Source organism: Nocardia yamanashiensis, from assembly GCF_021183565.1.
Taxonomy (GTDB): Bacteria; Actinomycetota; Actinomycetes; order Mycobacteriales; family Mycobacteriaceae; genus Nocardia; species Nocardia yamanashiensis.
In genome coordinates, this window is the sequence record NZ_CP089226.1 from 8220431 (window position 1) to 8244737 (window position 24307).

The 24307-nt window shown below is 67.7% G+C and carries 21 protein-coding genes; 15 read left to right on the plus strand and 6 right to left on the minus strand.

All coding sequences use genetic code 11. From position 1 onward, the window contains the following. Positions 1–90: 90 nt before the first annotated feature. The 8 genes from LTV02_RS37970 to LTV02_RS38005 all read left to right on the plus strand — a co-directional run bounded on the left by LTV02_RS37970 (position 91) and on the right by LTV02_RS38005 (position 12694). The gene (locus tag LTV02_RS37970; RefSeq protein WP_233036310.1) at positions 91–2130 is read left to right on the plus strand and encodes a cytochrome c oxidase assembly protein; all 2040 of its coding nucleotides are present in this window, start codon (positions 91–93) and stop codon (positions 2128–2130) included. Further along, positions 2127–3086, plus strand: a complete 960-nt coding sequence (locus LTV02_RS37975) for a threonine/serine dehydratase (RefSeq protein WP_233036311.1) — start codon at positions 2127–2129, stop codon at positions 3084–3086. Before LTV02_RS37970 ends, LTV02_RS37975 begins: the two co-directional genes overlap by 4 nt. Positions 3087–3104: 18 nt before the next feature. Continuing rightward, entirely contained in the window at positions 3105–3611 is a 507-nt protein-coding gene (locus LTV02_RS37980) for a single-stranded DNA-binding protein (protein ID WP_233036312.1), read from the plus strand. Between the two features lie 10 nt (positions 3612–3621). Beyond that, positions 3622–5298, plus strand: a complete 1677-nt coding sequence (ettA, locus tag LTV02_RS37985; RefSeq protein ID WP_067721627.1) for an energy-dependent translational throttle protein EttA — start codon at positions 3622–3624, stop codon at positions 5296–5298. Positions 5299–5797: 499 nt separating this feature from the next. After that, positions 5798–10699, plus strand: a complete 4902-nt coding sequence (locus LTV02_RS37990) for an NAD-glutamate dehydrogenase (protein WP_233036313.1) — start codon at positions 5798–5800, stop codon at positions 10697–10699. A gap of 110 nt (positions 10700–10809) precedes the next feature. Further along, positions 10810–11184 (plus strand): acyl-CoA thioesterase, encoded by a 375-nt coding sequence (locus LTV02_RS37995; protein ID WP_084535997.1) that lies wholly within the window; start codon positions 10810–10812, stop codon positions 11182–11184. A 16-nt stretch (positions 11185–11200) separates the two neighbouring features. Further along, positions 11201–11872, plus strand: a complete 672-nt coding sequence (locus tag LTV02_RS38000; RefSeq protein ID WP_233036314.1) for a hypothetical protein — start codon at positions 11201–11203, stop codon at positions 11870–11872. Positions 11873–11962: 90 nt separating this feature from the next. Beyond that, a complete protein-coding gene (locus LTV02_RS38005; RefSeq protein WP_233036315.1) occupies positions 11963–12694 on the plus strand; it encodes a dienelactone hydrolase family protein in 732 nt (243 codons plus the stop codon). Between the two features lie 10 nt (positions 12695–12704). Here the strand turns inward: LTV02_RS38005 and LTV02_RS38010 are convergent, their stop codons facing one another. Together LTV02_RS38010 and LTV02_RS38015 are read right to left on the minus strand one after the other, a co-directional pair. Next, positions 12705–13022, minus strand: a complete 318-nt coding sequence (locus LTV02_RS38010) for an AzlD domain-containing protein (protein WP_233036316.1) — start codon at positions 13020–13022, stop codon at positions 12705–12707. Continuing rightward, positions 13019–13741 (minus strand): AzlC family ABC transporter permease, encoded by a 723-nt coding sequence (locus LTV02_RS38015; protein ID WP_332909551.1) that lies wholly within the window; start codon positions 13739–13741, stop codon positions 13019–13021. The genes LTV02_RS38010 and LTV02_RS38015 overlap by 4 nt, the downstream gene beginning before the upstream one ends. 147 nt (positions 13742–13888) lie before the next feature. Here LTV02_RS38015 and LTV02_RS38020 point away from each other — a divergent pair, with 147 nt between their 5' ends. Next, positions 13889–14461: a helix-turn-helix domain-containing protein gene (locus LTV02_RS38020; protein ID WP_233036318.1), complete on the plus strand. Its 573-nt coding sequence runs from the start codon at positions 13889–13891 to the stop codon at positions 14459–14461. On the opposite strand, the gene LTV02_RS38025 is transcribed toward LTV02_RS38020, so the two are convergent. Next, on the minus strand, positions 14462–15175 hold the full coding sequence (locus tag LTV02_RS38025; RefSeq protein WP_233036319.1) for an HNH endonuclease: 714 nt from the start codon (positions 15173–15175) through the stop codon (positions 14462–14464). A 324-nt stretch (positions 15176–15499) separates the two neighbouring features. On the opposite strand from LTV02_RS38025, the gene LTV02_RS38030 reads away from it, so the two are divergent. From LTV02_RS38030 to LTV02_RS38050, 5 genes are all read left to right on the plus strand, one after another. After that, positions 15500–15907: a globin gene (locus LTV02_RS38030; RefSeq protein ID WP_233036320.1), complete on the plus strand. Its 408-nt coding sequence runs from the start codon at positions 15500–15502 to the stop codon at positions 15905–15907. 142 nt (positions 15908–16049) lie between these two features. Continuing rightward, entirely contained in the window at positions 16050–17642 is a 1593-nt protein-coding gene (locus LTV02_RS38035) for a glycoside hydrolase family 13 protein (protein ID WP_408639450.1), read from the plus strand. Between the two features lie 76 nt (positions 17643–17718). Beyond that, positions 17719–17997, plus strand: a complete 279-nt coding sequence (gene ctaJ, locus LTV02_RS38040) for an aa3-type cytochrome oxidase subunit CtaJ (protein WP_067721620.1) — start codon at positions 17719–17721, stop codon at positions 17995–17997. Further along, positions 17984–18451, plus strand: a complete 468-nt coding sequence (locus tag LTV02_RS38045) for a DUF5130 domain-containing protein (RefSeq protein ID WP_067721619.1) — start codon at positions 17984–17986, stop codon at positions 18449–18451. Before ctaJ ends, LTV02_RS38045 begins: the two co-directional genes overlap by 14 nt. A gap of 165 nt (positions 18452–18616) precedes the next feature. Next, positions 18617–19093: a helix-turn-helix domain-containing protein gene (locus LTV02_RS38050; protein WP_084535982.1), complete on the plus strand. Its 477-nt coding sequence runs from the start codon at positions 18617–18619 to the stop codon at positions 19091–19093. Positions 19094–19159: 66 nt separating this feature from the next. Here LTV02_RS38050 and LTV02_RS38055 read toward each other — a convergent pair whose 3' ends face one another. The 3 genes from LTV02_RS38055 to pepN all read right to left on the minus strand — a co-directional run bounded on the left by LTV02_RS38055 (position 19160) and on the right by pepN (position 23210). Then, complete coding sequence (locus LTV02_RS38055) at positions 19160–19750, minus strand: ClpP family protease (protein WP_067721618.1); 591 nt, start codon at positions 19748–19750, stop codon at positions 19160–19162. Further along, the gene (locus LTV02_RS38060) at positions 19747–20346 is read right to left on the minus strand and encodes a ClpP family protease (RefSeq protein WP_233036322.1); all 600 of its coding nucleotides are present in this window, start codon (positions 20344–20346) and stop codon (positions 19747–19749) included. Before LTV02_RS38060 ends, LTV02_RS38055 begins: the two co-directional genes overlap by 4 nt. A gap of 272 nt (positions 20347–20618) precedes the next feature. Further along, on the minus strand, positions 20619–23210 hold the full coding sequence (gene pepN / locus LTV02_RS38065; protein ID WP_233036323.1) for an aminopeptidase N: 2592 nt from the start codon (positions 23208–23210) through the stop codon (positions 20619–20621). 150 nt (positions 23211–23360) lie between these two features. Here pepN and LTV02_RS38070 point away from each other — a divergent pair, with 150 nt between their 5' ends. Further along, positions 23361–24182, plus strand: coding sequence for a phosphoribosylaminoimidazolesuccinocarboxamide synthase (locus LTV02_RS38070; RefSeq protein WP_233036324.1), 822 nt, complete (start codon positions 23361–23363; stop codon positions 24180–24182). Positions 24183–24307 lie beyond the last annotated feature (125 nt).

Genomic DNA, 24307 nt, shown 5'->3' on the forward strand with positions numbered 1-24307 from the left:
ACCGTTCGGCGCGTCGGGGCGGTTGTGCGGACTCGGGGACGGGAAACCCCAGGGGAGTCCGGACGGGTGTGGAGAACTACCCTGGGTCGTATGTCGTCACCGCAGGAACCGTCCGCAGGCACTGGTGTACAGGTGAACCGGGCGGGGACTGGGGGGACGTTCGCGGGGGTGGCCGCGGTCAGTACGGCTGTGACGGCTGTGGTGGCTGCGCTGGTGGTGGGGTTGTCGGCTTCGCAGGCGCTCAGTTTGCTGGGGATTCCGGATCCTGGGCCTTTGACCACGTACGGGTTGCCGGCGGTGCGGGCTGTTGCTGATCTCGCTGCCGCCTTGACGGTGGGGTCGTTGTTGTTCGCGGCGTTCTTCGTGCCACCGCAGGCCGACGGGCTGCTGGATGTGGGCGGGTTCCGGGCGTTGCGGCGGGCGGGGAACCTGGCGCTGGTGTGGGCGGGGGCCTCGGCGTTGCTGGTGCCGCTGACTTTGTCGGATACCACCGGGCAACCTTTCCTGGATTCGCTGCGGCCGGAGTCGGTGTGGCGGGCCGCGGACCAGGTCGATGTGGCGGGGTCCTGGCGCACGACCGTGTTCTTCGTACTGGTGCTGGCGGTGGGATGCCGGCTGGCGCTGCGGTGGGGATGGACGCCGGTGCTGCTGTGGCTGTCGGTGCTGTCACTGCTGCCGGTGGCGTTGACGGGGCATTCGTCCTCGGGCGGGGCACACGACATCGCCACCAATAGCCTCATCCTGCATCTGCTTTCGGCCTGCGCCTGGGTGGGCGGGCTGTTCGCGGTGCTCGCCTACGCATTGCGGGAAGGCAAGTACACGGCCCTGGCCGCGCGCCGGTTCTCGACGGTGGCCACGGTCTCGTTCGTGGTGATCGCCATCAGCGGTGTGATCAACGCGTGGGTGCGGGTGCCGTTCGACGATCTGTTCAGTACTACCTATGGGCGATTGGTGCTGGCCAAGACGGCCGCGCTGGTGGTGCTCGGCATCATCGGGTTCGCCCAGCGGAAGCGCGCCCTGCCGGATCTGGAGAAGGATCCGAGCAATCGCGGGGCGCTGATCCGGTTCGCGGGCGTCGAGGCGCTGGTCTTCGCGGCGACCGTGGGACTCGCCGTTGGCCTCGGCCGCACCCCGCCGCCGGAGCTACGCAAGGTCCCCAGCCCGGCCGAGGTCGAGATCGGTTACAACCTGGCGGGCCCGCCGACCGTCGGCCGCATCCTGTTCGACTGGCGCTTCGATCTGATCTTCGGCACGCTCGCCATCGTGGCGGCCATCCTCTACCTGCGCGGCGTAGCCCGGCTGCGGGCGCGCGGCGATGCGTGGCCGGTCGGCCGGACCATCGCCTGGATGTCGGGTTGCGTGGTGCTGCTGCTGGCCACCAGTTCCGGCATCGGCCGCTACGCCCCGGCCATGTTCAGCGTGCACATGGCCCAGCACATGATGCTGTCCATGCTCGCCCCGATCCTGTTCGCGCTCGGCGGCCCGGTACTGCTGGCGCTGCGGGCGATCGCGCCCGCCGGCAAGGGCCAGCCCCCGGGCCCGCGCGAATGGATTCTGGCCGCCGTGCACAATCCGGTGTCGCGCTTCATGACTCAGCCCGTGGTCGCCTCGGTGTTCTTCGTGGCCGGGTTCTACGCCCTGTACCTGGGCGGCATCTTCGACAAGTACGTCGGCTCGCACGGCGCCCACCTGTTGATGAACGTGCACTTCCTGGCGAGCGGATACCTCTTCTACTGGGTGGTCATCGGCATCGACCCCAAGCCCCGGCAGGTGGAGCCGCTGACCAAGCTGGGCATGGTGTTCGGTTCTCTGCCCTTCCACGCCTTCTTCGGCATCGCCCTGATGAGCATGAATACCGTGCTGGGTGGCTGGTTCTATCGAGGGCTGGGCCTGGGCTGGAACAGCGATCTGCTCGATGATCAGCACACCGGCGGTAGTCTCGCCTGGGCCAGTGGTGAAATTCCACTGGTGGTGGTGATGCTGGCGTTGCTCATCCAGTGGTCGCGCAGTGACAATCGGCTGGCCACCAGGTTGGATCGCGCCGCGGACCGGGACGACGACGCGGAACTGACCGCGTACAACGCCATGTTCGCCGAGCTCGCACGGCGCGACCGAGGAGTGCGTAAGTGAGTGATGTCGCCGTGGCGACCCGAAAACCCAAGCGGCTGTACCGATCCGACGTGCGCCAGGCCCGGCGGCTGCTGCGCGGGCAGATTCGCAAGACGCCGGTCTTCCACACCGATATCCAGGGCCCGCGCGGCCCGGTGCCGGTCACGCTGAAGCTGGAGCACCTGCAGCACGGCGGCACGTTCAAGGTGCGCGGCGCCCTGAACGCGCTGTTGCAGGCGGGCAGAACGGTCGACGGCGTGGTCATCGCCTCCAGCGGCAATGCCGGGATCGCCGCCGCCATGGCGAGCGCGCTGCGCGGGCTGTCGTGCACGGTGGTGGTGCCGGAATCCGCGCCGCACACCAAGGTCGCGGCCATGTGGTCGCACGGCGCCGAAGTGCTCTGGCACGGAACGACTTACGCCGAGGCGCACAAATTCGCCTGCCAGCTGGCCGCCGAGCGCGGGGCCATGCAGCTGCACGCCTTCGATCAGCCCGCGATCGTGGCCGGTGCGGGCGTGGTCGGGCTGGAGATCGAGGAGCAGGTGCGGGGCCGGCCGCCGGTGCTGGTCGCCGTCGGCGGCGGCGGGCTGTTCGCCGGGATCGCGGTGGCGCTGGGCTTGCGCGGCCGGGTGATCGGGGTGGAGCCGCAGGGGGCGCAGACGCTGCACGCGGCGCTGGCCGCCGGTCATCCGGTGGATGTGGACGTCTCCAGCGTGGCCTCGGATGCACTGGGCGCCAACCGGATCGGCGATATCGCGATGGAGGTCGCGCAACGGTATTCGGTGCGGTCGCTGCTGGTGTCCGACGATGCCATCGTGATGGCACGGGAGTACCTGTGGCGCGAGTTCCGGATCGTGGTGGAGCCCGCGGGCGCGACGGCGGTGGCGGCGATCCAGAGCGGGGCCTACGTGCCGGCGCCGGGGGAGCGGCCGGTGGTGGTGCTGTGCGGAGCCAATACCGATCTGGCGACGCTGTAATCATCCACAGGCCGCGAGTTGTCCCCACTCGCCGGAGACGGGCTGTCGGCGGCAGCGTGGCCGCGCGACCCTCGTCTCATGTATGAAATCCAAGCAGCCATCGTGGGAAACGTTGTCACGGAACCGGTTCGGCGCCAGCTGCCGTCGGGGGAGGAGATCCTGGCCTTCCGCCTGGCGAATACCAGTCGACGTTTCGACCAGACATCCGGACAATGGGTCGACGCGGGCACCATGTATCTGACGGTCAGCTGCCGGCGGCGGCTCATCGACGGCGTGGAGTCCTCGGTGCACCGGGGTGATCCGGTTATCGCCTACGGCTCGCTGAGATCCAGCGAATACACCACCCGGGACGGGGTCGAACGCAACGATCTCGAGATGCGCGCCACAGCGGTCGGCCCCGACCTGGGTCGATGCACAGCTGCGGTGCAGCGCAAACACTTCGGTCGCGCCGAGCGCCCGGACCCTGTTCAACCCCCCGCGGCGGATGCGGACACTGCCGCAGAACCCGCAACGACACACAGTTAGGCTTGCCGATATGGCTGAGTTCATCTACCAGATGGTGAAGGTTCGAAAGGCGCATGGCGACAAGGTCGTGCTCGACAATGTGACCTTGAATTTCCTTCCCGGCGCCAAGATCGGCGTTGTCGGTCCGAACGGCGCCGGTAAGTCGAGCGTACTGAAGATCATGGCGGGACTGGACCAGCCGAACAACGGTGATGCCTGGCTGGCGCCCGGCGCGACGGTCGGCATCCTGCAGCAGGAACCGCCGCTGAACGAAGAGAAGACCGTCCGCGGCAATGTCGAGGAGGGCCTCGGCGAGGTCAAGGTCAAGCTGGATCGGTACAACGAGGTCGCCGAGCTCATGGGCGTCGAGTACACCGACGAGCTCATGGAGGAGATGGGCCAGCTCCAGGAGTACCTGGACCACGCCGACGCCTGGGATATCGACTCCCAGCTCGAGCAGGCCATGGACGCGCTGCGCTGCCCGCCGCCGGACGAGCCGGTCACCAACCTCTCCGGTGGTGAGCGCCGCCGCGTCGCGCTGTGCAAGCTGCTGCTGAGCAAGCCCGACCTGCTGCTGCTCGACGAGCCCACCAACCACCTCGACGCCGAATCGGTGCTGTGGCTCGAGCAGTTCCTCGCCTCCTACCCGGGCGCGGTCCTGGCCGTCACCCACGACCGGTACTTCCTCGACAATGTCGCGGAGTGGATCCTCGAGCTCGACCGCGGCCGCACCTTTCCCTACGAGGGCAACTACTCCACCTACCTGGAGAAGAAGGCCGAGCGCCTCGAGGTGCAGGGCAAGAAGGACCAGAAGCTGCAGAAGCGCCTCAAGGAGGAGCTGGCCTGGGTCCGCTCCGGCGCCAAGGCGCGGCAGGCCAAGAACAAGGCGCGTCTGGGCCGCTACGAGGAAATGGCCGCCGAGGCCGAGAAGATGCGCAAGTTGGACTTCGAGGAGATCCAGATCCCGGCCGGTCCGCGCCTGGGCAATGTGGTCGTCGAGGTCGAGAACCTGGACAAGGGCTTCGGCGACCGCATCCTGATCAAAGATCTGTCGTTCACCCTGCCGCGCAACGGCATCGTCGGCGTCATCGGCCCGAACGGTGTCGGTAAGTCGACGCTGTTCAAGACCATCGTCGGCCTGGAGAACCCGGACAGCGGCAATGTCCGCGTCGGCGACACGGTCAAGCTGAGCTACGTCGACCAGAACCGCGCCGGCATCGACCCGAACAAGAATGTCTGGCAGGTGGTTTCCGACGGTCTGGACTTCATCCAGGTCGGCAATGTGGAAATGCCTTCCCGCGCTTATGTTTCGGCGTTCGGTTTCAAGGGCCCGGATCAGCAGAAGCCGGCCGGGGTGCTCTCCGGTGGTGAGCGCAACCGCCTGAACCTGGCGCTGACCCTCAAGCAGGGCGGCAATCTGATCCTGCTCGACGAGCCCACCAACGACCTCGACGTGGAGACCCTGAGCTCGCTCGAGAACGCCCTGGAGAACTTCGCGGGCTGCTCGGTGGTCATCTCCCACGACCGCTGGTTCCTGGACCGCACCTGCACGCACATCCTGGCGTGGGAGGGCACCGAGGACAATCCGGCCGCGTGGTTCTGGTTCGAGGGCAACTTCGAGGCCTACGAGGCCAACAAGATCGAGCGCCTGGGTCCGGAAGCGGCTCGCCCGCACCGGGTTACCCACCGCAAGCTCACCCGCGGCTAGGCGGAAATCGGCCGTTACTCTCGCGTAGAAATGACGCGGGGGACGCGGTGATAGATCATCTACCCGCCGGGGTTGCCGATCGTTGGATCGGGCCCCGGCGGGAGTTCACCCTCCGCTCGGCAGCCGTTCGGCCGCGGCGGGAAAACTGGGCTCCCGCGGGAACGGCGGCAGTCGTTCCCGGCTTGCCCGAAAAGCCGTTTGCTGGGGGCTCGCCGTTTGCCCGAACCGGTCTCGGCTGGTAGTCAGGAAAACGGCTATCCAATAGCGAACTCAACGGTTTCGCGAACGCAAGACTGCGCGAAAACCGTTTTGGTGCAAGGTTTGTCGTACGTCACCTGGCGATTCCGCATGGGTGCGGCGTCCGCCGTACCGTCCGGTTTGTCCGGTGTGTGCGACGCGGCGCGGCATTGAGAGGAATTCAGCCCGGGGCCTCCGGCGCCCAGCTACTCTCGGACCGGCGTCACTTTGTTACGGAACCGAATCCGAGGGAGCTGGCGAAATGACGGTCTCGTCCGAATTGTCCAACGCGGCCTGGGCTGCGAGTTTGCCCGCGTCCTTGCGGGGCAATCTCGTGTCGCTCGAAGAGGCCTATTTCCGACACGTCGACGCCGGCGACGCGGACTGCGCTATCCCGGCGACTTCCACCCAGATCTTCCGCTGCCATGTGGATCTCGCGCTGCGCCGCCAACCCGGCACCGCGAACGTGCAGGTGTACCACGCCGATGACGACGCCGGTCTGGGCGTCGCCGTGCAGATGGTCACCGACGACATGCCGCTGCTGGTCGAATCGGTCACCTCCTCGCTGGCCCGCATGGGCGTCAGCGTGAGCGAGATCGTGCACCCCATCTTCGAAGTGACCCGCGATTCCGACGGCATGCTGGACACCGCCCTCCCGCACGAGGTGGACGGCAACGGCGCCACCGGCCTGCGTGAATCGTGGATGCACGTGCAGCTGCACCCCGCCACCAGCGCCGAGCAACTGCGCCGGATCGAGTCCGCGCTGCCCGATGTGCTCACCGACGTGCGCCGCGTCATCGAGGACACCGAGGCCATGCGCGCCGCCCAGGACCGGGTCGCCGGCGAACTGGGCAAGGCCGCGAGCTCGGGGGTATCCCCGTTCTCCGCAACCGATCTCAAGGATGTCGCACAGCTGCTGGGCTGGCTGTCCGACGGTAATTTCACCGTGCTCGGCTACGCCTGCTACGAGCGCACCGACGTCGGTGGCCAGGCCAAATCCACCATCGTGCCGTCGAGCAGCCTCGGCGTGCTGCGCCCCAATGTCGGCACCGACTTCCGGGTCCCCGACAACAGCGGCGACCAGCCGCTGCTCATGCTGACCCAGGGGCTGGTGCCCGCCACCGTGCACCGCGCCGTCTACCCGTACTTCGTCGGCGTCGCCGAAATCGACGACACCGGTGCGGTTTTGGGCGAGCACCTGTTCATCGGCGTCTTCACCGTCAACGCACTGCACGAGAACGTCCTGGACATCCCGGTCATCGAGCGCCGGGTGCGCTCCATCATCGAGACCAGCGGGTTCGACCTGGACTCCTTCTCCGGTCAGGAGATGCTCGAGGTCATCCAGTCCTTCCCGCGCACCGAACTGTTCTCCTCCGACGAGGAGACGCTGCGCCGCACCGCCAGCGCGGTCCTGAATGTCGGTATGCGCCGCCAGGTTCGGCTGTTCATGCGCATGGACGGCTACGGCCGCTTCGTGGCCTGCATGGTGTACCTGCCGCGCGACCGCTACACCACCCGGGTGCGCCTGGAAATGCAGGACATCCTGATGAGGGAGGTGGGCGGTGACTCGATCGACTACTCGGCCCGGGTCTCCGAAAGCGACTTGGCCAGCGTCTATTTCACCGTCCGCCTGCCCGACCAGGGCGGCGCGGCCGATACCTCCGAGGCCAACCGGCTGCGCATCCAGCACCTGCTGGCCGAGGCCAGCCGCACCTGGGACGACCACCTGCGCGACGCCGTCGCCACCTCCACCGTGCTCGATCCGGCGGTGGTGCAGCGCTATGCCGAAGCCCTTCCCGAAAGCTACAAGGAGGATTTCGGATCCAGCCGGGCCATGGCCGATATCGTGCGGCTGCAGGGCCTGCCGGAAGGCGGCATCGACCAATACCTGTACCGCCGGGCCGATTCCGAGCCGGGTTCATGGCGGTTCACCCTCTACATCGGCGGCACCGGCATTTCGCTGAGCCAGGTGCTGCCGGTGCTGCAGAGCCTGGGCGTCGAGGTCATCGACGAACGCCCGCACCAGCTGGATTTCGATCACGGTCCCGAGCAGTGGATCTACGATTTCGGCCTGCTGGCCCGGCCGGAGCTGCTGCGCAGTTCGCTGGACCACAATATGGACGCCGAGCTGGTGGAGTCCTCGCAGCGCCTGGACGCGCTCGACGACCACGTGCGCGGCATGCGGCAGCGCTTCACCGAGGCCTTCGAAGCGCTCTGGTTCGGCCGCGCCGAAGCCGACGGGCTCAACGAGCTGGTGCTGCGCGCCGGGCTGAACTGGCGCTCGGTGTCCATCCTGCGCGCCTACGCGAAGTACCTGCAGCAGGCCGGATTCCCGTACAGCCAGGCCAATATCACCCGCGTGCTGCTCGCCTATCCGGAAGCGGCGAGCATGTTCGTGGACCTGTTCACGGCACTGTTCGACCCGGACTCCGCCAATGCCGAGCACGCCCGCGATCTGGAAGGCGCGGTGCGGCATCGCATCGACGAAGTGGTCAGCCTGGACGCCGACCGCATCCTGCGCGCCATCCTCGGGCTGATCAAGGCCACGCTGCGCACCAACTACTACGTCACCGACGCGGAGGGCCAGCCGCGGGATTACCTGTCGTTCAAGGTGGAACCGCAGGAGATCGCCGAATTGCCCAAGCCGCGGCCGCAGTTCGAGATCTTCGTGTATTCGCCGCGGGTCGAGGGTGTGCATTTGCGGTTCGGTCCGGTCGCGCGTGGCGGGTTGCGGTGGTCGGACCGTTTGGAGGACTTCAGGACCGAGATCCTGGGCCTGGTGAAGGCGCAGGCGGTGAAGAACGCGGTGATCGTGCCGGTGGGTGCGAAGGGCGGGTTCGTGGTCAAGCAGCCGCCGGCCGCGACCGCGGATCCGGTGGCGGATCGCCAAGCGCTGCAGGCCGAGGGCATCGCTTGCTATCGCACGTTCATTTCCGGGTTGTTGGATGTGACCGACAATGTGGATCGGGCGACGGGTGCGGTGGTGCCGCCGGCGCGGGTGCTGCGTCGCGACTCCGATGACACGTATTTGGTGGTGGCGGCGGACAAGGGGACGGCGACGTTCTCCGATATCGCCAATGATGTTGCCCAGTCCTATGGTTTCTGGCTCGGTGACGCGTTCGCCTCGGGTGGTTCGGCCGGCTATGACCACAAGGCGATGGGTATCACCGCCCGTGGTGCGTGGGAGTCGGTGAAGCGGCATTTCGCCGAGATGGACATCGATACTCAGACCCAGGACTTCACGGTGGTGGGTGTGGGTGACATGTCCGGTGACGTGTTCGGTAACGGCATGCTGCTCTCACGCCACATTCGTCTGGTCGCGGCGTTCGACCATCGGCATATTTTCCTGGATCCGACTCCGGACGCGGCGACGTCTTTCGCGGAGCGGGAGCGGATGTTCGCGTTGCCGCGTTCGTCGTGGGCCGATTACGACCGGTCGCTGATCAGCGCGGGTGGTGGGGTGTTCGATCGGACCGTGAAGTCGGTGCCGATCAGCGAGCAGGCCCGGGAGGCTTTGGGATTGGCCGCGGAGGTGACCTCGTTGTCGCCGCCGGAGCTGATCAAGGCGATCTTGAAGTCGCCGGTGCAGTTGTTGTGGAACGGCGGTATCGGCACCTACATCAAGGCCTCGACCGAGACCAATGCCGAGGTGGGCGACAAGTCCAACGACGCGGTGCGGGTAAACGGAAACGAGTTGCGGGTCAAGGTGATCGGCGAGGGTGGCAACCTGGGTGCGACCGCGCACGGGCGGATCGAGTTCTGCCGGTACGGCGGCAAGATGAACACCGACGCCCTGGACAACTCGGCGGGCGTGGACTGCTCGGACCACGAGGTCAATATCAAGGTCCTCCTGGACGGTGTGGTCTCGAGCGGTGAGCTGGCCGAGGCGGACCGCAATCCGCTGCTGGCCTCCATGACCGACGAGGTCGCGGATCTCGTCCTGCGCGACAATGTCTCGCAGAACTACCTGATGGGCATGTCCCGCGCCGAATCCCCGCGCATGCTCAATGTGCACGCCCGCGTCATCGAGGACCTCGAGGAGCGCCGCGGCCTGGACCGCGAACTGGAAGCGCTGCCCGGCGAAATCGAGATGAAGGCGCGCCAGGAACAGGGCACCGGCCTCACCTCGCCCGAACTGTCCAATCTCATGGCGCACGTGAAGCTTTCGCTCAAGGCCGACCTGCTCGCCGGAGACCTGCCCGATACCGCGTACTTCGCGGCGCGGCTGCCGCAGTACTTCCCGACACCGCTGCGCTCACGGTTCGGCGCGGCCATCAAGAAGCACCGGCTGCGCCGCGAGATCACCACCACCATGCTGGTCAACGAAGTGGTGGACCTGGGCGGCATCACCTACGCGCACCGGCTCAACGAGGAGATCGGGGCGACGGCCTCGGACGCGGTGCGGGCCTTCACCGCCGCCACCCAGATCTTCGACCTGCATTCGGTGTGGGATCGGATTCGCGCCGCCGACATCTCCACCGGCATGAAGGACGCGCTCGAGCTCGAGACCAAGCGGACCCTCGATCGGGCCTCGCGCTGGCTGCTCAACAACCGGCCGCAGCCCATCGCGGTCGGCGCGGAGATCCATCGCTACTCCCAGGGCGTGCGCAATCTCGGCCCCAAGGTGCCGGGCTGGCTGCGCGGGCACCACGTGGATCTGCTCAACGAGCAGTCGCGGACCCTGGTCGGACAGGGCGCGCCGAGCGAGCTGGCCACCGAGGTGCACGGGCTGCTCAACCTCTTTCCGCTGCTCGATGTGATCGATATCGCGGACATCACCGATCGCAAGGGTGAGGAGGTGGGTGCGCTCTACTACGCGCTCAACGACCATCTCAAGATCGATTGGCTGTTGCAGGCGGTCAGCCACCTGGAACGCGGTGACCGCTGGCATGCGCTGGCCCGGCTCGCGCTGCGCGACGATATGTACGGTTCGCTGCGCTCGCTCACCCTCGATGTGCTCTCCGCCGGAGACCCGGAGGAGACGGCCGAGGAGAAAATTGCATACTGGGAGTCGAAAAATCAGTCCCGCCTGGGTCGTGCACGCAGCGCCCTCTCGGAACTGTTCGAGTCCGGAACCCACGACCTGGCCACGCTGTCGGTTGCGGCGCGGCAGGTGCGCAGCATGGTGAGTGGGGTGGGTGCGCAATCGGAGGTACCGCGTTGACGAGTGTCGGTTCGCTGAACGGCCATGGAAAAGCTGAACTGGTGGAACTGGGGGAGACCCCGGTGCTGCCCAAGCGCTTCCACACCAAGGTCGAGGTGCGCTGGTCCGATATGGATGCTTTCCAGCACATCAACCATGCCCGCATGGTGACCCTGCTGGAGGAAGCCCGCATTCCGTGGCTGTTCACCGACGACCGGCCGACCGTGCGCCTGCGGTCCGGCTGCGTGCTCGCCGACCTGCACGTGCAGTACAAGGGTCAGCTGCGGCACGAGGACTCGCCGCTGGACGTGTCCATGTGGATCGAGCGGTTGCGCGCCGTGGACTTCACCGTCGCCTACGAGGTCCGCGCCGCCGGCGCGGACCCGGCCTCCCCGGCCGCGGTGCTCGCCTCGACCCAGCTGGCCGCCTTCGACATCGACACCCAGCGTCTGCGCCGCCTCACCACCGAAGAACGCGACTACCTGTCGCTGTGGCTGGCCGACTGAGCCGAGCCCGCCACCCGTGAGCGATCTGACCCTGCACGTTCCCGACCCCGCGGAACGTGAGAACCTGGCGACCTTCCTCTCGCACGCCATCCGCCTGGACCCGGCTGCGGTGGTCCGCCTGCGCCGTCGCGGCGTGAACTACGTATCCGCCTGGGCCACCACCGGTTTCGAGGCCCTGGCGGTGCGCACCGTGGTGGCCGTACTCGGCACCGACGATGTGACGGTCGGCGCCGACACCGTGCTGGCGGGCCTGCACGCTCCCGGCTCCGGAAGCGCCTTCGGTCTCGGCTATGCCATGGATTCGGCCTGGCGCACCGCGCTGCCCCCGGAAACCGGCTTCGTCCACGTCGACGACGTCCCCGCCCGCATGCTGGTCGAATTGGCCGAGCGGGGCGCGGAATTGGCGCAGGAGCACGGTTCCTCGCACGGCCCGCCCGCCGCCCTGCTGGATCAGACGGTGCTCACCGTCTCCAGTGGCAGCGAAGAGGTGGAGGTGCCGATGCGGGTCGTCTTCGCCTTGGCCGCAATGGATTTCATCCCGCACGGCGGCGAGAAGACCGACTCGCGCCGTATCTCCGCCGACGAGATAGTCCGGGTTCGCGCTGCCCGCACCTGGTTACGCCTGGACGCCCGCTACGGCTCGGTGGCCCGCCGTCGCGGCTCCGCCCTGCCGCTGCTCACCAGCTGACGAACGCCACCTGCCGGGCATCGGAATCTCGATGCCCGGCATAGTTCTTTCGATTGGCCGGACCCCTTCTGCCGCAGTACGTTCGGTGGCATGACCAGTCTCGGCATCACCACCGAATGGATCGAACTGGACGTCGACGGCACCCCCGTGCGCGCCTACGTCGCCCGCCCCAGCGTCGCCGGCGCTTACCCCGGAGTCATTGCGGCACACGAGATCTACGGCCAGCACCCCACCATGCGCGCCACCGCCGACCGGCTCGCCGCCCTCGGCGCGATCGTCATCCTGCCCGACCTGTTCCACCGCGCCGAACCCGGCGCGGATCTCGCCTTCACCCCCGAAGACCGCGAACGCGGCCTCGCCCTGCTCCGCACCCTGACCCGGGACGGGGTCCGCGCCGATTTCGCTGCCGCCGCAGCCGAATTGACCCGCCGCGGCGCCACCGCTACCCACATCATCGGCTTCAGTGCCGGTGGCCACGCCGCCTACTACGCCGCCACCCAGTTCCCGGTAGCGTCCGTCACCGCCTTCTACCCCGGCTGGCTGACCAACACCGACATCCAGCTCTCCACGCCCGAACCCACCATCGAACTGAGCTCCGGCATCACCGGCCGCGTGCTGCTGTTCTTCGGCGGCGCGGACGGACTTATCGACGGTCCGGCCCGCGACGGCATCGCGAAGATCCTGGACGAGAACAATATCGACCACGAGATCGTCGTCTACGACACCGCGCCCCACGCCTTCCTCAACCCCGGCCGCGACACCTACCGCGAGGAGTTCGCCGAGGATGCCTGGACCCGCCTGGCGGACCAGCTGACCCGCTGAAGCGGATCGGTCAGGACAGGCCGAAGTAGCGCAATCCCGCGGTGGTGACGGCCGCTGCCAGCAGGACGACCAGGATCGGAGCCCGCCGCCAGGCCAGGACGGCGGCCACGAGCACGCCCGCGGGCAGGGCGATGCCGACCGGACTGTGATTGGACGGCACCAGCGTGGTGACCACCAGCGCGGTCAACAGCACAACCGAGGCGATCTCCATCAGCCGGACCGCCCGCGGCGACACCTTCACCCGATTGCGCAGCACCGGACCCGCGAAGCGAAAAGCGAACGTGCCCACAGCGAGTGCGAACGCACCCAGGAGCAGTGCCTTCGTCATGGGCGCACGCCGTTCGATTCGGCGAACGCTCGCCGCGAAGTTCCAGCCGGGCTCGGCGCCGTGTCGTTCGAACTCGGCGTGGCTTCGTCCGTGACCGACGCCGCCGCGTTTTCCGCCGGTGCGGGCGCGGCGCGGTGCGCGACCAGTAGGACGGCGGTCAGCGCGAGCAGGACCGGCAGGCCCGCACCCAGGAACGGGGTGGAGACGGCCGCGACGACGGCTCCGGCGAGAGCCGCTGTGCGGGTGAGGGGTTCGCGTAGGGCGGGAAGCACCAGGGTGATCAGGACCGCCGGGAAGATCGCGTCCAGGCCGAAAGCGTTGGGGTTGGGCACGATCGACCCGAGCACCGCGCCGAGGGCCGCGCCCAGCGGCCAGGCGGCCAGGACGGCCAGGCCGCAGAGCCAGTAGGCGGCGCGGCGGCGATCGCGGTCGGGCTGGGCCATGGCCATGGCGACGGATTCGTCGTTCATGACGTGGGTGGCGACCAGCCGCCGCCAGCCGGTGCCGACCACATCGGGCACGGACAGGCCGTAGGGGAGATGGCGGGCATTGACCAGCAGGCCCGCCAGCACGGCGGCGACCAGGCTGCCGCCGCCGGTGAGGATGCCGATGAAGACGAATTCCGAACCGCCGGCCACGACGGCGGTGCTGAGCAGCACGGGCAGCCACACGGGGAAGCCCGCGGTGACGGCCGTCGCGCCGTAGGAAATGCCGATCATGGCGACCGCTAGGCAGATCGCCGCGATTCCCGTGAGTACACTCCGATCGAGTGTTCGCCATATCGAACGCATGACTCATATAATGAACACATTGGGGCGGGTTCGTCAAAGACCTTCGTCTTCGGCCCGGTACGCTGTGAAGCCGTTATGACCGAGCACGAAAGCCCTGCGCCCGCGCCGCCGCAACAGGCGATAGCCGCTGCCCTGCGCCGGGAACGCGCCAATGCCGGGCTGTCGCTGACCGAGGTCGCCCGCCGCGCCGGGATCGCGAAATCCACACTGTCGCAATTGGAATCGGGCTCCGGTAATCCGAGCATCGAAACCTTGTGGGCGCTGTGCGTGGCGCTGGACGTGCCCTTCTCACGGCTGCTGGATCCGCCGAGTCCGCAGGTCCAGGTGATCCGTGCCGGTGAGGGCGCGGCGCTGGCGTCCGCCCAGGCAGAGTATCGAATCACACTCCTGGCGGCGGCACCGGCCACCGCCCGCCGCGATGTCTACCGGCTCACCGCCGAACCGGGCCATCCGCGCGACTCCGAGCCGCACGCCCGCGGCGTCGTCGAGCACGTCGTACTCTGCGCGGGCCGCGCCAAGGTCGGCCCCACCGACGCACCCGTCGAACTCTCGCCCGGCGACTACATCTGCTACCCCGGGGACATGCCGCACATCTTCGACGCCCTGGAACCGGGCACCTGGGCGGTACTGGTCAGCGAATACAGCTGATCACGCCGCGCCCTCGCCGAGGTATTGCAGCCAGGTCGGGTCCAGTTCGGAGCTGGAGGACAGCAGCCGCCAGTGCGGGCCCTTGGGGGCGACCATCGGGTGATGGATGGCCCAGCCGAGCTCGCTCAGCAACTTGTCGGCCTTGCGGTGATTGCACGGCGCGCACGAGGCCACGCAGTTCTCCCACGAGTGCGCGCCGCCGCGGCTGCGCGGGATCACGTGGTCGATGGTCTCGGCCTTGCCGCCGCAGTAGGCGCAGCGATATCGGTCGCGATGCATGAGCGCCGCACGGGTCATCGGCACGCGGGCGCGGTAGGGGACACGCACGTAGGTACGTAGTCGGATGACCGAGGGCAAGGCCACCGAGGTGCCGGCCGAATGCACCACCGGGCCTTCGGGATTGTCGTGCACCGTATCGGCCTTGTCGCAGATCAGCAGCACGATGGCGCGGCGCGCGGACAGGGCGGTGAGCGGCTCGTAGGTGGCGTTCAGCAGCAGGACGCGACGCTTGGCCCACGAGGGCACGCTGGGAGTTTCGGGCGGATGAGCCGGGCCCGGATGAGAATGCTCGGGATGGGTACCCGAGTGATGATCGGGACGAGAATGCTCGGACAAGATGTGCAGCGGAGTAGCCCCCGACCCACGATTGTGGACGTCGGCGGGCTGGAGTTGTCGATGTGTCCGCGCTTCGCGAGCGCCGTGCCGCTGCTTCATGGGCCATACCCCGAATTCGTATTCGTCCGATTGTGTGGTATCTCGGCAGACTGCCACCCAGTTGACCATGGATATCACCAGATTGCACGGTGATTTCGCACATTGCACAGCACATTCGGGTGAACACGACATGACAATCCCGCCTCTCCGCGTATTCAGCGGGCGGCTGGGAGCCGTTAACCGTCCATAACCCGTGCCTGCGAGGGTGCCGAGCCGATTCTGGGCGTGCCCGGGGAGGTACCCTCTCGTCGCGAAATCAGCTGTCGCGTTCGGCGGCAGGGGGCGTGTCGAGCCGGGGTTCACGGGCGCGGGCAGAATGGGCGTGTGACTTCGGGTGAGCAGGAGACGGCTACATCGTTCTACGCGGCGGTGGGTGGTGCGGCGACGTTCGATCGGATCGTGGCGGCCTTCTATCGCGAGGTGAAGGACGACGAGGTGCTGCGGCCGCTGTATCCGGAGGAGGATCTGGGTCCGGCCGAGCGGCGCTTGCGGATGTTCCTCGAGCAGTACTGGGGCGGCCCGCGGACCTACGGCGAGGAGCGCGGGCATCCGCGGCTGCGCATGCGGCATCACCCGTTCAAGGTCGGCCCGATCGAGCGTGACGCCTGGTTGCGCGCCATGCACATCGCGGTGGCGGAGATCGAACCCGAGGTGCTCGACGACGCGCATCGCAAGCAGTTGCTCGATTACTTCGAGATGGCCGCGAATTCGCTCATGAACTCGCCCTTCTGAATTCGTTTCGCAGAAGTCCTAGCAGCCCAGAGGGTTTCCGTTTTCCCAGCTCGGCTACTGATGATTTGCTGAATCTGGACAACTGTCGCGGAGGTGCACGCACAGGTCGGTCTGCTTTGGCACCATTACGGCTGTGACTGAGATTTCCGCCGGGTCGGGGACCGTATCGGCGCAGCCCGCGCCGTGGTGGCGAAACGCCGTGTTCTATCAGGTGTACCCGCGTTCCTTCGCCGATTCCGATGGCGACGGCGTCGGCGATCTGGGTGGATTGCGCGAGAAGCTGGGCTATCTGGAACTGCTCGGCGTGGATGCCCTGTGGATCTGCCCGGTCATGCGCTCGCCGATGGCGGACGGCGGCTACGACGTGTCCGATCCGCGCGATATCGACCCGCTCTTCGGTGGTCTGGCCGCCCTGGACGAGGTCATCGCGGAGGCGCACGACCGGCAGATCCGGGTCACCATGGACCTGGTGCCGAACCACACCAGCGATCAGCACGTGTGGTTCCGGCAGGCCCTGGCCGCCGCGCCCGGCAGTCCGGAGCGCGCCCGCTACATCTTCCGCGACGGCCGCGGCCCGGACGGCGCGCAGCCGCCGAACAACTGGCCCAGCATCTTCGGCGGCCCGGCCTGGACTCGCGTCACCGAGGCCGACGGCAGACCGGGGCAGTGGTATCTGCACATCTTCGCGCCCGAGCAGCCCGATCTGAACTGGGAGAACCCCGAAGTCGCACTCGATTTCGAGCAGACCATGCGGTTCTGGCTGGATCGCGGGATCGACGGTTTCCGCATCGATGTCGCGCACGGCATGGCCAAACCCGAGGGCCTGCCCGATATGACCACCATCGACACCCGCATGCTGGTGCACGACGACAACGACCCGCGCTTCAACAATCCGGGCGTGCACGAGATCCACCGCCGCCTGCGCAAAGTGATGGACGAGTACCCGAACGCGGTGTCCATCGGCGAGGTCTGGGTGGACGACAATGTCCGCTTCGGCGAATACCTGCGCGCCGACGAACTGCACATGGCGTTCAACTTCCGGCTCGCCGAGACCGCCTTCGACGCCACGAGGATCCGGGCGGCCGTGGACAATTCGCTGCACGCGGTGGCCGAGGTCGGGGCCAGTCCCACCTGGACGCTGTCCAATCACGATATCGAGCGCGAGGTCACCCGCTACGGCGGCGGCGCGGCGGGGCAGGCGCGGGCCCGGGCCATGGCGCTGCTGGAGCTGGCGCTGCCCGGGGCCGTATTCGTCTACAACGGTGCGGAATTGGGTCTGCCGAACGTGGACGACCTACCCGAGGCGGTGCTGCAGGATCCGACCTGGGAGCGGTCCGGGCACACCGAACGCGGCCGCGACGGCTGCCGGGTGCCGCTGCCGTGGGAGGGCGCGCAACCGCCGTTCGGTTTCACCACCGGGAATCCGTGGCTGCCGATCCCGGCGCAGTGGGCGCAGGTCACCGTGGAACAGCAGCTCGAGCGCCTCGACTCGATGCTGTCGCTGTATCGCATGGCCATCGAATTGCGGGCGACCAGACCGGAATTCGCGGGTCCGGGGCTGGAGTGGTACGGCTCGCCGGCGGGCTGCCTGGCCTTCCGGCGTGCGGGCGGGCTGCTGTGCGTGCTGAACGCGACCGATGCCCCGATCCTGTTGCCCGCGGGCGAGGTGTTGCTGGCGAGCGCGCCGATTAGCGCGAGAAAACTTCCGGCTAACTCCACGGCCTGGCTGATCTGAAACGTTTGGTAACGACACGTGATCACAGTCCGCTACCGGTCGTCGTAGACGCTCGCCCATCGATTACCGTTGAGCCGTGAGCATTCTCCAGACAGTGCTGATCTATGTCGGCATCCCGCTTGCGATCTATCTGGTGATCGCCGGGTTGTCGTTCCTCGGCAAGCCGCTGCCCGGCAAGAAGCCGGCCCATTTCTCCCTCGGTCAGAAGTGGACCGAGCCGCCGGTGCTGTGGAGCGCAACCGACGAGGTGACCGGTGCCGGTCACCACGGAGCTGACTCGTCGCATGGCAACCATGCGGCTATCGAATCCGCCGCGGCGGACCTGATCGGAGGCCGGGCAAGTGGCAAGTTCTAATTGGCCCGCGGTGAACGCCGCCGACCTACCGCACGGCTACGCCATCACCACCAGCGGGCGCGTGTCCGGTGTGCACGAGGCCGGCGATATCTTCGCCGAGGTTCCGTTCACCGATCGCGAGCGGCTGATCATGGACAATGCGCTCACCGAGGCGACCCGCGCCACCAAGGTGCGGTTCAACATCTACATCGGTGATCTGGGCGCGGACACCGGCGCCGGCGCGGACGCGCTGTTCCCGGCCACCCCGGAGGCCGAGCGTTCGGTGCTCATCGCCGTGGACCCCAATGCCAAGGCCGTCGAGGTGCGTTCCGGCAGCGATGTCGCCGAGCGCGCCAACGACCGGGTCTGCCAGCTCGGCGCCACCGCCGCCCTCAGCTCCTTCCGTCAGGGTGAGCTGATCGACGGACTGGTTTCCGCCGTGCGCGTGATGGCCGCGGCCATCGGCCGGGTCTAGTTCGCCCGGAACCCTCGGGGACTTTCGGGGGCAGTCGCCCCCGTGCCCTTTGCTGTCTTCCACCCCTTCCGGTTCGCCGGGAGGGGTGCGTCGTTTTCGCGTTCGGCTTGTACGCCCAGAGCGTAAGAGCGCGCGGGTGCGGACCGCCCGACTTAGGCTCGGAAGATGTCCGAGCACCCGCGACTTCAGGCCCTGCCCGGCGGACGCGTGGATGCCGCGCGCGCACCGAGACTGGAAGCGGTCCCCGAGCCGATCCGGCGCGAGGAACCCACCTCGTCCGGGACCGCCGAGCCCCGCCGCGCCTTGCGCCGGGTGCCGCCGTCGCGCACCGTGCGCGAGCCGCTGTGGCGGGAGGTGCTCGGTGAGCGCTTGCGGTCGCTGCGGCAGGAGCACGGCGAGAAGCTGGCCGAAACGGCTGCGCGCGCGGGGATCTCGCCGCAGTACCTGTCCGAGGTGGAGCGCGGACGCAAGGAACCCTCGAGCGAGATGATCGCCGCGCTGGCCGGTGCGCTCGGCACCGATCTGGGTGGGCTCATCGAGCAGGTCGCCGGTGAACTGCGGCGTCAGCGGATGGCCGCTTCGCTCAGCGTGGCCGTTCCGCGCCTCGAGGGCATGCCGGTGCTGCTGGCTTTGGCGGCCTGACGGTATCGCCGTAGTGCCGCAACAGCCTCGGCGATTCGAGGGCTGTTGCGGCGGCGGCTGTTTCGGTCAGTCGCGGGGGCCGAGGACCTGGTCCACCAGGCCGTAGCTCAGGGCGGTTTCGGCGGTGAAGACGCGGTCGCGGTCGGTGTCGCGGCGGAGCGTTTCGGGGGACTGGCCGGTGTGTTTGGTCAGGATGGCTTCGATTTCCGCGCGCATGCGGACGATTTCATCGGCCACCAGGATCAGGTCCGGGATGGTGCCCTGGCCGCGAGTCGCGGGCTGGTGCAGGACGATTCGGGCGTGCGGGAGCATCGAGCGGCGGCCTTTCGCGCCCCCGGCGAGCAGCACCGCGCCCACCGCGATCGCCTGGCCCACGCAGGTCGTCACGACGGGCGACGAGATGTGCTGCATGGTGTCGTAGATGGCCAGCATGGCCGACAGGTCGCCGCCCTCGCAGTTGATGTAGAGGTTGATCTCCTGGCCCGCCCCCTCGGCGTCGAGGTGCAGGAGCTGGGCGATCAGCGCGTTCGCCACCCCGGAGTCGATGGGTGTGCCCAGGTAGACGATGCGCTCGGTGAGCAGATGCGAATAGACGTCCATGATGCGTTCGCCGCGCGGCGAGGAGGCGATCACATTGGGGATGGTGTAGCTGGTCATGAGATACCTACCTTGTGACGCTGGGGAACGACCTGGCGGAAGTCGTCGACGATGCCGTCGATGAAGCCGTATTCGCGGGCCTGCTCGGCGGTGAACCAGCGATCGTGCAGCGAATCCTCGTAGATCTGGTCGAAGGGCTGCCCGGTGTCGGCGGCGATCAGGCCCAGCACGGTCTGCACGGTGTAGCGCAGATCGTCGGCCTGCACCTCGACCTCGACCGCGCTGCCGCCGATGCCCGCCGAACCCTGATGCATGAGGACGCGGGCGTGCGGCAGGGCGAAACGGCGGCCGGGGGTGCCGGAGGAGAGCAGGAATTGCCCGGCGCTGCAGGCCAATCCGAGGGCGAGGGTGGAGACTTCGCAGGGGATCAGCCGCATTACGTCGCGAATGGCGAGCATGGCGGGGACCGAGCCGCCGGGGGAGTGGATCCACAGCGAGATCGGGGTTTCGGAATCCTCCGCGGCGAGGGTGAGCAGCTGCGTCATGAGCAGCGTGCCGTTGTCGTCGTCCAGGCCGCCGTCCAGTACCAGGACGCGGCGACCGAAGAGCTGTTCTCTGGTGCGCCAGTTGAACATCGGCGTCTGCTTCTCTGTCATGCACCCACCGTGCACGACCGGAGCCCCGAATCTCGCGCCACGCTGCTCACAGCAGATCCGCTCACAGCAGCGTGAGGAAAACCGCTGATAGGTGGCCGGTTTGGGGGAAACGCGCGCCGGCTATGCGGCGTGCAGGAATCGACGTGGTGGCCGACGGACAGGCATCGGGCCGTTCCGTAACGACCGGCCCGATGCGGGTCTCAGCGTACTCGCCCGCCAATGCGCGCAGGCCCCCTTCCAGTGGTCCGGAAGGGAGCCTGCGGGACTTGCTGTTACGCCTGGTCGAAGGCGCGGGCGCGCAGGGAGCGCTCGATGCCCGCCTTGCCCTCGACGACGAGGCGGCGCAGGGCCGGCGGATGGTCGCCGGCGAGGAACTTGTCGGCGACGGCGACGGCTTCCTCGGTGACGGCCCAGTGCGGGTAGAGGCCGACCACGACGGTCTGGGCGACCTCGCTGGAGCGGCGCTCCCAGACGTCGGCCACTTCGGCGAAGTAGCGTTCGACGTAGGGGGTGAGCAGTTCGGCCTGGCCGACCGGCGCGAATCCGGTGACGATGGCGCGGGTGGTGATGTTGGCGACCGAATCGTCCTCCATCACGGTGGCCCAGGCGCTTGCCTTGACCTCGGCCTGCGGGCGGGCGGTGGCCGCGGCGGCGGCCTGACGGCGACCGGCGGCGGTGTTGTCCCGCTCCAATTCGGCGTCGATCAAGGGCGATTCGACACCGTCGGAGTCGATCGATCCCGCCGCGGCGAGGGCCTGCGTGACCCGCCAGCGCAGATCGGTGTCCACGGTCAGCCCCGCCAGCCCCACGCCCTGCGGATCGCCGGCCAGCAGCTGCTTCAGCACCTGCACGTGCTGTTCCGAGAGCAGCGCCCCGGTGAGCGCGTTGACGAACGCCAGCTGATGATCCGAGCCCGGCCCGGCGGCGCGTGCCAGCTCCAGGAGCCGGTCCGCGAACTCCGGCCAGCCGGTCGCCGCCGCCCAAGCCGGATCGGCGTAGGCGGACAGCGCGGTGTGCGCCTGCATCAGCAGTCGTTGCACCACACCGATTTCGGTTTCCGCGCCCACCCCGCGCTGCACCAGCGCCACGAAGTCACGGGCCTTCATCTCGGCCTGCCGGGTCATCTCCCAGGCCGCCGACCAGCACAGCGTGCGCGGCAGCGGTTCGGCGATATCGGCGATGCGGGCCACCACGGTGTCGAGCGAGTCGGCGTCCAGCCGCAGTGAGCAGTAGGTGAGGTCGTCGTCGTTGACCAGCACCAGCTTGCCGCGCGAAACACCCACCAGCGCGGGCACTTCGGTGCGCTCGGCGGCATCGACGTCCAGCTCGACGCGCTCGGTGCGCACCAGCTTGCCGTCCTGCTCGTCGTACACGCCGACGGCGATCCGGTGCACGCGCCGCTCACCCGCACCCGGTTCCGCCCCGCCCTGCACCACGGTGAACGAGGTGAACTTGCCGTCGGCGTCGACGGTGAACTCGGGCCGCAGAATGTTCAGGCCGGTGGTCTTGAGCCACTGCGCGCCCCAGTCCGACAGATCGCGCCCGGACGCCTTCTCCAGCGCGCCCACCAGATCGTCGAAAGTGGCGTTGCCATAAGCGTGTTCGGTGAAGTAGTCGCGCAGCCCGGCCAGGAACGGCTCCAGCCCCACGTACGCCACCAACTGCTTCAGCACCGAAGCGCCCTTGGCATAGGTGATGCCGTCGAAGTTCACCTCGACCGCCGCCAGATCCGGGATGTCCGCCGCGATCGGATGGGTGGAGGGCAGCTGATCCTGCCGGTACGCCCAGGACTTCTCGACATTGGCGAACGTGGTCCAGGCGTTCTCGTATTCGGTGGCGCCGACCTGGCACAGCACCGAGGCGAAGGTGGCGAAGGACTCGTTCAGCCACAGGTCGTCCCACCACTTCATGGTGACCAGGTCGCCGAACCACATGTGCGCCATCTCGTGCAGCACGGTCTCGCAGCGGCGCTCATAGGACGCCCGAGTCACCTTGGAGCGGAACACATAATCTTCGAGGAAGGTGACCGCGCCCGCGTTCTCCATTGCGCCCGCGTTGAATTCGGGCACGAACAGCTGGTCGTACTTGCCGAACGCGTACGGCACACCGAAATTGGTGTGATAGAAGCCGAAGCCCTGCTTGGTCTCGGTGAAAAGCCGTTCGGCGTCCATGAATTCGGCCAGCGAGGCGCGGCAGTAGATGCCGAGCGGGATCTCGCCGTGCGAATCGGCGTAGGTGTCGGTCCATTTCGCGTACGGCCCGGCGATCATGGCGACCAGGTAGGTGCTCATGCGCGGGGTGGTGGCGAAGGTGTGGCGGATGGTCGCGCCGACCTGGTGGGTGTCGATCACCGCACCGTTGGAGATGACCTCCCAGTCCTCCGGCGCGGTGGCGATGATGTCGTAGGTGGCCTTCAGATCCGGCTGATCGAAGCAGGCGAACATGCGCTTGCAGTCGGCGGTCTCGAACTGCGAGTACAGGTAGACCTTGTTGTCGGTCGGGTCGATGAAGCGGTGCAGGCCCTCACCGGTGTTGGAGTACTCGCAGTCGGCGTCGACCACCAGTTCGTTGCTGGCGGCCAGATTCGGCAGCGTGATGCCCTGCGACTCGTCGTAATCGCTGACGTCCAGCGCCACGCCGTTGAGCACCGCGGACCGCACGCCCGCACCCACCAGATCGATGAAGGTCTGCGCACCCGGGGTGGCGGTGAAGGTGACCGTCGAGCGCGAGTGGAAGGTACCGGTCGTCACCGCGTCGGGGCCGGTGGGCTGGCCGGTCAGATCCAATTCGACCCGGTAGTTCTCCACCTGGACCGTCGCGGCGCGTTGGATCGCCTGCTCGCGGGTGAGATTCGGTGCTGACAAGGGGGCTCCTTAACTCTCGGAGAACTGCTGCCGTGCGACTTGCCCAGCTTGCCACGTCGGCCGGGTTGGCGGGTGCGGGCCGGTTCGAGCAGGTCGGTAGGGTGTGCGTGGCAGCCAGTCGCGCGATCGCGCCCAGTTCGAGGAGGACCGTTGAAGCACATCCACGCCGGTAAGGTGCGCGATCTCTACGAGGACGGCGATTCGCTGATCCTGGTCGCGTCCGATCGGGTGTCGGTGTACGACGTGGTGCTGCCGACGCCCATCCCGGACAAGGGAGCGATGCTCACCCAGCTCTCGAACTGGTGGTTCGAGTACTTCTCCGATGTGCCCAACCACATCCTGTCCACCACCGATGTGCCCGCCGAGTTCGCGGGACGCGGGGTGCGGGTGAAGCCGCTGAAGATGGTGAAGGTCGAGTGCATCGCGCGCGGGTACCTGACCGGTGGCGGGCTGAAGGAGTACGAGCGGACCGGATCGGTGTCCGGGGTCGCCTTGCCGCCCGGACTGGTCGAAGGGTCCAAGCTGCCCGAGCCCATCTTCACGCCCACCACCAAAGCCGATGCGGGGCACGACGAGCCCATCACCTTCGAGGATGTGGTGAACCAGGAGGGGAAGGAGATCGCCGAGCAGCTGCGCGATCTGACCCTCCAGGTGTACACCCGGGGTGCGAAGCACGCCGCCGCGCGCGGGGTGATCATCGCCGACACCAAGGTCGAATTCGGTTGGGACGGTGACGTTCTCACCCTCGGTGACGAAGTCCTGACCTCCGACTCCTCCCGCTTCTGGCCCGCCGACCAGTACGAGCCGGGCCGCGTCCAGCCCTCCTTCGACAAGCAGTTCGTCCGCGACTGGTCGACCTCGACCGGCTGGAACAAGGAATACCCCGGCCCCGAGATCCCCGCCGACGTGGTCGCCGCGACCCGCGCCAAGTACGCCCAGGCCTACGAGCTCATCACCGGAAAGGCCTGGTAGAGCCAACTCTCGGGACTCTCAGGGGTTTCACCCCTGAAACCCCTTGGGAGGGGGAGCCTGAGACTCCCTGGGGGGACAAGCGCGGAACCTCTCGGCGGGGAGGTTCCGGCTCCAGGGTTTCATCG